The organism is Cyanobacteriota bacterium (genome assembly GCA_025054735.1).
Classification (GTDB): Bacteria; Cyanobacteriota; Cyanobacteriia; order SKYG9; family SKYG9; genus SKYG9.
The window spans coordinates 1-10,526 of the sequence record JANWZG010000099.1 but is presented as its reverse complement, the minus strand read 5'-3'; the positions used below and the strand labels follow the sequence as shown (position 1 = coordinate 10,526).

Genomic DNA, 10,526 nt, shown 5'->3' with positions numbered 1-10,526 from the left:
GTCTAATGGAACGTTAGGCTCAGTAGCAAGGGCATTGGTTAATCGCAAAGTAATTGTCCCTCGACCACCGTTGACTTGCCGCTCATAGCACAGTGCACCATCTACATCTGTTTTCCAGGGAAGAGATTGGCGCTGAGCTAGCACATTACAGGCTTCCCAGATGACGATCGCCGAGGCAAAGGGGCTGCTTTTACCATTGACAAACAAGTTGGGGCTAGGAATTACCCGATCGCTAGTTTTGCATCTGCCTTTTTTTGCCTGCAACGGCATCGGTGGCAAGTCAATTGGACAAACACTGACACATTGCGGCTGATCCGCATAGCCCCTACAGTCATTACAGAGCATCGGGTCAATCCAATAGTCCTCACCTTCACGCTTGATAGCATCTTGAGGACATTGGGGAACACAAACTCCACATTGCGTACAGCGATTCGTAATAGTGTGAGCCATAGGATTGCACGGCTAGCAACAACAATGACCAAACAGTCCCCCTAGCACATAATCCAGCCCATAACATTGAGGGACAGAGAACTAACCCGAACCAAGCAAACTCCTCACCTTAGGCTTGTAAGTCAACCAGATCACTAGGAGTACAAGCTAACAGAAACCTAAATATTCGTGTTCTCTAGTTAAGAAGTAATTAACACCTAGTTGTAGACAAAAATCTCTTGTATTTTCAGTCAATTCAATTGATTAAATATTTTCTTAAGATTGTGGCTGCAATATGTTCATAGCGAGCAATTTAAAGACTGGTTTGGTAGTGATCGTTACGGATTTGATGTCGTCAATTTATGACTTCTAGATGTTGAAAATTCTTGATAATGTCATCAACTTTGGAAAAAGTTCTGACTTAAACGGAAAATTTTCAAGATTTTCTCTCTCAAAAAAGATTACTAAAATGATTGATTTGGTGTATTCATGCCAAAAATACTAGTCCCTTGACCCATTACTACTCATTTTCTGAACTGGAGATACCTATCCCCTAGCGCTAAAAATGGGCTGTAATGCTCTGTGGCAGACAGTTGAGATCCTCGAATTCCTGAGCAAGAGTAGCCAATGATGGAGTGTAAAATAACTAACTGGCCAAAAGGGAACTGATATAAGTAGACATAGCCTCTTCCTATGATTATGCCTACTAAACTCCTATGCCAGTGTGTGTAACCCCTCAACCCCACCGTAAATCAACCTGTGAACCGACATTATCCTGGTATGACTTGCCTGCTGAGGTTAAACAACTGCTCATAGCAGCAGCAACTACGTGGGAAGATACGGCACAGTCTCAAGCCTATATACAAAAAGCACTAACGATCGCCCATCAGTCTCTAGATGTCCTTGTTGCTGCCTATCGGTACTTCTTCTACAAGCACAACAATAGTGCTGCCTTAACCATGGCTACACAGGTGATTGAACGCATCAAGCAACTAGAGCAGCTTCCAGAGTCTTGGGAGTTGCTGGCTCCAATTCTGAGGGAACGTCAAGAAGATATCACTATTCGCCTCTACCTCAATGCCTATGCTGCATCTGGGCTGATTTTGGCTCGAATGGGGGCGATCGCTGAAGCAGTGGAAATTACCAGCCGTGTTAGTGAACTAGACACAAAGGGAGAATTTGGCGCAGCCACCGTATTGCAGATTTTGACTCACTCTGACGATGAGGAGGACTGAAAATATGGTACAAACTGCTATGAAGTATCGAGACTTGTTAGTAACAGATACTGGCGAGTGGCAGGTGTGTAAGCCTGCAAGAGAATGGGATCTATTGCGGACTCCCTATCGGTTCCACCGCTTTTTAACAGAGGTAGAGGATGTACTAGAGGGAGCAATCGATGAAGCCGACTGCCTGCCACAATTAGCGTTCCTAGTGCGTCGGCTGATTACCAACTCCTATTGGATACAAACCCAGTTTGCCACCCCCAATATCAACACAGGCACCGGGGTAACTGTCCTCTACGATGAAATTGGCTATCCCCTGACCGTACAAATTGCTACCTCTTTACCAGGAACTCGCTCTGCTGTACATAACCACGGTACATGGGGCGTTGTAGCTATGCTAAAGGGGGAAGAAAAGAATATCCTATGGAAACGGGTGCCCGATCCTCAATTCCCAGATTGGGTGGAGCCAACCGCAGAGATGATTGTGTTACCGGGTGATGTTATCAGTTTTACGCCTGGTGCTATTCACTCCGTTGTTGCCTTGGGGGATGAGCCAGTTGTCACATTCAGCATCTATGGCGAAACTCACCATTCTCAGCGCTTTGAATTTGATCCTGTAACCCACACAGCTAAAAACTTCTAACCTACCAACCTTGCAAAATCCATCATGTCTATCACCCGCCAAGACCAGTACTTTGATTTGATTGATCGTCTGCTCAAATGCCCGAATGGAGACGAACCCATCGTGTTGAACAGCCAACCTGATTTACTCGATGCCGGGTTTGTTACCTGTCTGATGCAAGTGGCGACGATGATGGCCCATCAAGATAACCAAGATGTTGCCAAGTTTTTGATTTTCCTAGCACGGCAGTTAAGCAAAGAACTGGGGCTGTATCCACCAATGTCCTCAACATAGTACATACGTGTGCATATGTAACCACAGGCTGCTAATCACTACCTCAAGTTACACGTTCAACCATCACTTTAGTTGGAGGCAAAGATGATGTTAGGGGTCACTACTGCAGAGGCAGGACAACGGGCGATCGCTTTCCTGATGAATGATTTAGAAGTTCCCGTTGAGGATCAAGAATGGTTCTCGGTGCTAGAGGCACGGGCCGTAGGTGAAACGTGGCACATTGTGGAAATTGGTGTAGAGGGACTTCCCGATCGTTGGGTATTGCAGGTTTATGACACGGGGGAATGTGATCCCAACTACACCTTTCGATCGCCCGTGAGTCCTACTGAGGCCGACACTGGGCTAGAGGAATTACCAGCAACAATTGCCCAGATTATCACGAGCGAGCGCAGCCAAGCCTAATACCCTCTCTCCAAAGGCCAGCTACATAACCCACTAGTTCGTAATAAGGACTTAAGTCCTTACTACAAGCCATCTGAGGCCGACACTGGGCTAGAGGAATTACCAGCAACAATTGCTCAGATTATCACAAGCGAGCGCAGCCAAGCCTAACACCCTCTCTCCAAAGGCCAGCTACATAACCCATTAGTTCGTAATAAGGACTTAAGTCCTTACTACAAGCCATCTGAGGCCGACACTGGGCTAGAGGAATTACCAGCAACAATTGCTCAGATTATCACGAGCGAGCGCAGCCAAGCCTAATACCCTCTCTCCAAAGGCCAGCTACATAACCCACTAGTTCGTAATAAGGACTTAAGTCCTTACTACAAGCCATCTGGGGCAACAGCTTGAGAATTGGTATAACACTAGATTGTAGGTTACTGCTCCAGGCCATTATCCCTGTCATAGGCCATTACTTTCCTCATTGAGGAGTGACTTGCCCAACTACCTTCAACTTGCCATCAGGTTCGACCTGCCAAATATCGTAAACCCCAGAGACATCCCCATATTCATCAATATCAACGCTACCACTCATGCCTTGGTAGTTGATGTCTTTGCCCTGCTTCAGCAGTTCTAGGGCTTTGCATACATCTGAAACCTCTTCCCCAGGAGCATTGGCAACATCTCGTAACTTGTTCCTGATACCTTCACCTGTATTTTGTCCCGACGCTTGGGCAGACAAGACAAGCAATGCTGCTGCATCCCATGAATGGGGAACATAGGGGGCCATGGGACGTTTTTGCTTCTCTTCCCAAAACTTGGTAAAGGCAGCTAAATCTTTGCCTCCAGCACCGGGAACTGTGCCGATCGCGCCACTTAAAATCACCTTACCCTCCTTAGTCTTACCTACCTGAGCAGGAAAATCGTCTGCATAAACCCCATCTGTCAACAGCACCGTTACTCCTTGCATGAGGTTTTGCTGGTAAGCTGCTTTTAGCACAAGGCTACCTGTCTCAGCGTAGAGCACCGCCGCTACACCATCGGGCTTGCTGCCAAAGGCCGCCTTAACTTCCGTATCAAAGGTTGTGGCTTTGGGGTCATAGCGAGTAGGATTACTTTCGTTCACTACAGTGCCCCCTAATGCCTTGAATGCCTTCACAAACTCCTGCTCGAAGGCGACGCCATAGTCATTGTTAATGGCGATCGTCGCCACTTTCTTTAGCCCCCTTTCTGAGGCTAGCTTGGCCAGTGCCTTAGCTTGATAGGTATCAGGTGGGGCTGTCCTTGCCCAAAATCCATCAAACTCGCCTTTCTTTGCCCGCTCAGTTAACACAGGGCTAGTGCTACCGGGTGAGATCATCATCACCTTGCCACGCACTGCTACGTTTACTGCTGCCCCAGACACACCACTGGCAAAGGAGCCAACCACACCAGCCACTTTATCGACTTCTACCAGCTTTGTCATAGCTTCTACGCCCGCTGCTGGGTCAGTTTGGTCATCTGCCGTAACTAGGGTAACAGGCTTGCCATTAACCCCTCCACAGGCGTTGACCGTCTCTACTAAGAGTGGCACTGAGGCCAACATCGGCTGTCCAACGGAAGCAAGATCTCCCGTTGCTGGTAAGAGCGTGCCAATTTTCAGGCCATCTCCGCCACCAGCAGATGGAGATGAGTCACTAGGACTGCTGCCCGCACCCGTAGGAGCAGGCTCTTGACAAGCGGTTAACAACCCTACTGTTGATACCAACGTCGCTAGGGTTACCCCTCGAACTAACCTACTTAGGCGAAATACTCGTGTATTCCCAATCTTGGCCATAGTGACTAACCTCCTCAACACTGTTCCATTATTCATTCAACATTGGTTAACTCAAGCTGAGCCACGCAAGGCCTTCTGGCTATGGCAAGCTGATTCACCAAAGCAATATTACTGGTCGGTACTGTAGTTTAAGAGTAGCTTAACAGCAATATCGCCTGAGAATATGTTGTAACAGCTAACCTTGACAGTTCCTGGGTTGACGATCGCACGGCTATCTAGTCTGAGCAGGGCTGAGCCTAGCACTATGGTGTACTTTTTTGGGGTAATCGCCGCTTCAAGCTTCGCCAGGGAGTGCCCAAGGGTGATGCTCCAAAGGCAATCCGCAACTTTTTAAGAAAACTAACCTGTGGCACTGGCAAACCGTAGTATCGTGCCTTTGATGGATCCGGCTCCTTGTCAGAAAAACCAAGATTCATAAACTGCTCAACATTACGTCGTGCCAGGTAGTCTTCCCTAACTTGCTTGAGGAGTTGATTGTGAGTGTTAGTGTGGAACACAGTCCAATTAATGTCTTCCACCTTAGACAACACATCAATACCATGTTGTTCTAGGTATTTTTCAAAGGCAACCTCGATAAAATAGCGTCCTTGGTCTGTAGCTTCTGCTGGGTTTTTGCCCGTAAATCCAGAAAGGATAAAGTCATGGGCAAACTCATGGGCGGCTGCCATAAACTTATCCCGTTTAATTACAGCAAAGTTATAGCTACACTTCTTGCTGAAGTACCAGCCATCCCAAGCATCACGATGTTTTGAAGGCAGGTTCCACGCACCACTGATGGCAAATATGTCGTCACGATCAAGATAGTCTAGTGCCTCCTCTAGCCAGCCGTCGTGCCCCCGCCGATAGGGCAAGGTATCTGTTTTAAACAGCACTAGATAGGGCTTGCTAGCAACCGCGCCGGCTGTGTATTCCTTGATATAGCCCTTGTCTCGCCCAAAATCATCATTGTCTGGGTGAATCAACTGCAATCTGTCGATTAATCCCTCTTGGTAAAGTTGCCAGCAGATGGTCTGGGTTTCTGTATCACTGCCACAGTCGATGAATACAACCTCACCAGGCTTTCCCCCTAAAAAGTGAAACCAGTCTTGGAGCACATCAGCAAGGACAATGCCCTCACCAAAATTAGCAGTAACCAGAGAGATTTCACTGAGCCGACTCGTTGGTTGAGACGTTGATTGAGACATAGTTATCGCTAAAGACGCATGATGAATGAACTAACCTGTAGGATAGCCCTAACTGGCCATTGCGAGTTTGTTGGCTGGCGCAAAATAATTATCTTGCTCTGCCCGCAACCGATCGCACAGGCGACCCTCTGGCAATTCCACATCATCATAGGTTAGCACTTGGTCTTTGGGAATATCTCGCTTTAACCGACAGCCTTCTGCTAGCCCGATTGGTAACAGCCGCTGTGCCCAAACAACCTCTGAGCGTTCACATTGTCCGTAGGTCATGTAATAACCAATACCATCAAGAGTCTCCCCTGCCTTGAGGTCAGTTTTAGCCACGGCAATGACATCTACTTTTGGCCCTGCTAGAGGCGCAATGACTACATCTCTGAATAACGCCACACGGGCCACCGATAAGGGCACCTCAAAATGGCAAAGGTGATAGGGAGTATAGAAACTGTACAGTGGGCCTTCACCCATTTTGTAATAGTTGAGGTAGTGCTTGTGGTAAGGGTCATCTTGGGTAGCAAACACAAATACACCGGGGCCGGGTTTTGCGCCTACTACGTAGTCAACAATGCCACCCAGTTCCTTGAGTTGATCGACATCGTAGAGCTTAGTGGCTTCATCGACATGACCTGTGAAGTTATACCCTAGCATTCCTCGTTTAGCGATCGTCATGCCTGTAGCATTGGCAACAATCGCTTGCTCAAAGGAAATTTTAGTGCCATCAGCAAAGCTGGTGACCATGTGAGGCTTTTGTCCCCACTTTTTGGCAAACCCTTCTTGGGTGGTGGGGTTACGATAGGGATCTTGCAAGCCCTTGATGTTGCCACAGAGCAGAGGGGTCATGCCAATGCTCTTAACATAGCGGTACAGATTCATCTCCACACCGGGTTGGTCACCATCGCAGCCAGAGAGAATCACCCCTGCTCTGTCAGCATAGACTTTGAGAATAGGACCGATCGTGCCGTCGAGTTCAGCATTCATCAGCACAATGTCTTTGCCGTGGGCGATCGCCTCTAGCACAACCCCAGCAGCAAACTCAATGGTACCCGTTACCTCAATCAGGATGTCGATGTTGTCAGCACGACACAGCAGGGAGGCATCATCTGTAATGGCGTATTGGTGGTGGGCGATCGCATCATTCAAATCTTTAACAGTTTTAACGATACGAACATCGGTCACTCTAGATTCAGCATACGCTCGTCTAGCATTCTCCAAATTACGGCTAGAGACAGCAACCAAATCCAACCCTGGTACGGAGTTAATGATTTGATTAGCAATACCCCAACCCATAAACCCAGAGCCAATCATTCCCACTCGAACCAGGTTCCCGCTTTCTTGGCGAGCTTTTAGAGCGGTATCGACAATAATCATGTAGTATCAACTCCCAAGGGTTATAGAGGTGCAGCAACGGTAACTATCTTCACTAATTGACTGATCAGAGCTGAGGAATTGGCAACTAGGAGTTGGCAACTATTGAGTAATGCTTGAGTCACTAAACATGCCTCTGCAAGTCAGCAAAGGTCACATTCATTTGCGTGGCAAAGGCTTCTGGCATAAGTTGATAGCTTTGTCACTTAACCAGTCTTCTTACTGCTCAAGTCATCAACTTTCGCTTTGTAATCCTTGCAATCAGACCGCAGTTTAGTCAATTATCGTTGCTTAACTACTAGCGAATTATACTACAGCACTAAATGTTAATTGGGTGATTTCACCCTGATCATTAAGACAATTGTTACATTTGCTGAGATACATTTTCGCGTTCATCCCAGAGGCTCTCCCCACCCAGGAAATGATGGGGTGAGCCATCTCAAAGTCCTAAGCCCAAGCTAGTGAGGAATCTAGGGTAAGGGCAACAGTGGCACATATCCAAAGCCTGGTGTACTAACCTTTTGATCAGTATCAATCCGAAGTGACACTTCGCTGAGTATGATCCTCTCTGGACAGTTGATTACAGATTAGTAAGTGTATAAAATTTATCTTCTCGACTGAACCGTCGATGGTTTTCAGGCGCTACTACGAATCTCTTACGAGTCTCTAAAGTGGATTTCTGAGGCTAAACCTAGGGAGGCAGTAGCTACACATATACCTATAACAACGTGTTAGAGAAACCATCCCAGTAAATGGCATATGCTAGGCTATGGATCAGCTCGATGTCATTGGGAGCAGGGCAATGACTACCTCTATCAATCCACCTTATGCGATCGCTGATGAACTTGAGCGCCCCCAGTACGATACTGACTCGTACAATGCCGATGCACATGATACTGATGGAGTGATTGATTACCCGGATGAGGATGGCGAAGGGATGCCGGAAGGTGACATTCAGCGTGACTACATTCACTACTCTACAAAAGCCTTGCGGATGTACTATCGTCACCGTCCCGATGTCTACGTATCCGGTAATTTGTTTATCTACTACGAGGAGGGCAATCCACGTGCGTCTCTAGCACCAGACACCTTTGTGGTGATAGGAATTCCAAATCACGATCGCAATACCTATAAGGTTTGGCTAGAGGGGGGCAAGCTACCTGACTTTGCTCTCGAAATCACATCCCATTCCACAGTGCAAAAGGACAATCGCAACAAGGTTGCTCTCTATCAACAATTAGGCGTACAGGAATATATTCAATATGATCCGACAGCCCAGTATTTGCAACCTGTACCCTTAATAGGGTATCAGCTTGTGAATGGAGTATATAAGCCTATGCTTCCGCGCACACTAGCGGACGGCACCCTGTGTCTAGCTAGCCATGTGCTGAACTTGGAATTACACCTATTGTCCTATGGGTTGAGATTCTACGACCCTGAACAGCAGCGCTATCTGTTGACACAGGAAGAAACTGAATATGCTCTAGAACAGGCAGAACAGGCTAGGTTGCAGGCAGAACAGGCTAGGTTGCAGGCAGAGCAGGCTAGGTTGCAGGCAGAGCAGATAGCTCAACGGTTAGCGGAGCGGTTACGGGAGTTGGGCGTTGACCCAGATACAGTAGTGTAGTGGTGTATGCGTTGGTCTGGCTAGGGCAGGGATTGAAGGACTATGGAGCAGGATGGGTATCAGCAAGGACTAGAAAAGTTGAAGATGGGCGATCGCCAAGGTGCTCTACAGGCGTTTGATCATGCCTTGCAGATAGATCCACAGCGAGCGGAGGTGTATGCGAAGCGAGCAACCTTGCGACGAGATTTAGGCGATCGCGATGGTGCCTTAGCAGACTACCACCGAGCATTGCAGCTACAGCCAACGGCAGAGGCTCATTTGGGGCGTGCCCTACTGTATTTAGCAATGGGTGAGCCTCAGGCTGCTATGTTGGATGCAGAGCAAGCGTTGTGCCTTAGTCCCAATTTGCCAGCCGCCCACAATGTGCTAGGTACAGCCTACTGCAAACAACACAACATTCCTCAGGCCATTGCTGCCTATAAAACTGCTGCCAAACTCTACTTATCTCAAAAAGATAAGACGAATGCCCAGCGGTGTCTAGACACTATTAATCAACTTCAGGCAGACTCAGCCTTACCATCCTCTGGGGTTGCTGCCTCTGTAGCGACCAAACCCTGGATTAACTTGGATCAGTTCTTTCAGCAGGCTATGGCTAAGGTGCAACAAGGTAACTACCGGGATGCTCTCGCTGACTTGGACTGGTTGATTCTTACCGATCCCCAAAATGCAAAGGCATACTGCCAGCGGGGCATCGTCCATGCCAAAGTTGGCAGACGCAAGGCAGCAATTCATGACCTTACGGAAGCGATTCGTCTTGCTCCCCATGACTCTCAGATGCTATTGCATCGAGCTATGGTGCGCCTGGAGTTGGAGGATGCCCGTGGGGCGATCGATGACCTTAACCAGCTCGTATCTACTCAAGATCCTAAAGTCTACTTGCAGCGTGGCAATGCTTACCGTCAGCTTCAAGATTATCGACAGGCGATCGCAGATTATTCCCGTGTGCTCAATCTTGTTCCTACTATGCCAGAACCTTACTATCAACGAGGTTTGGCAAGGGAAGCCTTTGGTGATCGCGCGGGGGCAATTAGCGACCTCCAACAGGCGGCTAATCTGTGGCTTAACCAAGGAGATGGCGATAGCTATCAGCGCACTCTTGAGGAGATTAAGGCATTGCAAGCAAAGCCGATTCAGGTACCAGTGGAAAGTAGTGCAACTCAGCCCTTGGATATAGCTGAGATTGATCGCTGTAATCAGCTATGGGATCGCCTTCTGCGTATGGTTTCTGGTAACCGAGAGATTGCTGAACGGTTGTTGGCGATCGCCCAAGAGCGGTATCCTGGAAAATCTGAAGCTTGGTATCTAGAAAAGGTGATTTTCGACCTAGAGAGCGATCGTTAATCCTACGCACCCATCACTTGGATTCTGTAAACAGATGAGGCAAGCTCTCATTTACAATCTGTAGTGAAAAATGGTTATGGCAACTCTAGCCGCTGAGGTGACTTTCTATGGTTTTGGCTGTTGGCTCTTCTGCCCCTGCATTCACTGTCAAAGACACGAATGGTAATACGGTTTCCTTATCTGACTTTGCAGGCAAAACTGTTGTGCTTTACTTTTATCCAAAAGATGATACCCCTGGTTGCACGAAAGA

General features: G+C 47.8%; 11 protein-coding genes. 7 read left to right on the top strand and 4 right to left on the bottom strand.

Annotation, left to right across the window (positions count from 1 at the left end; all coding sequences use genetic code 11):
• Window positions 1-450, bottom strand: a 450-nt coding sequence (locus tag NZ772_06750; protein ID MCS6813255.1) for a 4Fe-4S binding protein, incomplete at its 3' end; no start/stop codon positions are given.
• Window positions 451-1,145: 695 nt separating this feature from the next.
• Here NZ772_06750 and NZ772_06745 point away from each other — a divergent pair.
• The 4 genes from NZ772_06745 (at window position 1,146) to NZ772_06730 (ending at window position 2,970) form a co-directional block, all read left to right on the top strand.
• Window positions 1,146-1,664: a hypothetical protein gene (locus NZ772_06745; GenBank protein ID MCS6813254.1), complete on the top strand. Its 519-nt coding sequence runs from the start codon at window positions 1,146-1,148 to the stop codon at window positions 1,662-1,664.
• A gap of 4 nt (window positions 1,665-1,668) precedes the next feature.
• The gene (locus NZ772_06740) at window positions 1,669-2,295 is read left to right on the top strand and encodes a cupin (protein ID MCS6813253.1); all 627 of its coding nucleotides are present in this window, start codon (window positions 1,669-1,671) and stop codon (window positions 2,293-2,295) included.
• 24 nt (window positions 2,296-2,319) lie between these two features.
• Window positions 2,320-2,568: a hypothetical protein gene (locus NZ772_06735; protein ID MCS6813252.1), complete on the top strand. Its 249-nt coding sequence runs from the start codon at window positions 2,320-2,322 to the stop codon at window positions 2,566-2,568.
• Window positions 2,569-2,652: 84 nt separating this feature from the next.
• Entirely contained in the window at window positions 2,653-2,970 is a 318-nt protein-coding gene (locus NZ772_06730) for a hypothetical protein (protein ID MCS6813251.1), read from the top strand.
• A 460-nt stretch (window positions 2,971-3,430) separates the two neighbouring features.
• Here NZ772_06730 and NZ772_06725 read toward each other — a convergent pair whose 3' ends face one another.
• The 3 genes from NZ772_06725 to NZ772_06715 form a co-directional block, all read right to left on the bottom strand.
• Window positions 3,431-4,765, bottom strand: a complete 1,335-nt coding sequence (locus tag NZ772_06725) for an ABC transporter substrate-binding protein (GenBank protein ID MCS6813250.1) — start codon at window positions 4,763-4,765, stop codon at window positions 3,431-3,433.
• 242 nt (window positions 4,766-5,007) lie between these two features.
• Entirely contained in the window at window positions 5,008-5,949 is a 942-nt protein-coding gene (locus tag NZ772_06720; GenBank protein MCS6813249.1) for a glycosyltransferase family 2 protein, read from the bottom strand.
• A gap of 48 nt (window positions 5,950-5,997) precedes the next feature.
• The gene (locus NZ772_06715; GenBank protein MCS6813248.1) at window positions 5,998-7,311 is read right to left on the bottom strand and encodes an SAF domain-containing protein; all 1,314 of its coding nucleotides are present in this window, start codon (window positions 7,309-7,311) and stop codon (window positions 5,998-6,000) included.
• Between the two features lie 799 nt (window positions 7,312-8,110).
• Here NZ772_06715 and NZ772_06710 point away from each other — a divergent pair.
• From NZ772_06710 to NZ772_06700, 3 genes are all read left to right on the top strand, one after another.
• Window positions 8,111-8,935 (top strand): Uma2 family endonuclease, encoded by an 825-nt coding sequence (locus NZ772_06710; protein ID MCS6813247.1) that lies wholly within the window; start codon window positions 8,111-8,113, stop codon window positions 8,933-8,935.
• Between the two features lie 42 nt (window positions 8,936-8,977).
• Entirely contained in the window at window positions 8,978-10,276 is a 1,299-nt protein-coding gene (locus NZ772_06705; GenBank protein MCS6813246.1) for a tetratricopeptide repeat protein, read from the top strand.
• 107 nt (window positions 10,277-10,383) lie between these two features.
• Window positions 10,384-10,526, top strand: a 143-nt coding sequence (locus tag NZ772_06700; GenBank protein ID MCS6813245.1) for a redoxin domain-containing protein, incomplete at its 3' end; no start/stop codon positions are given.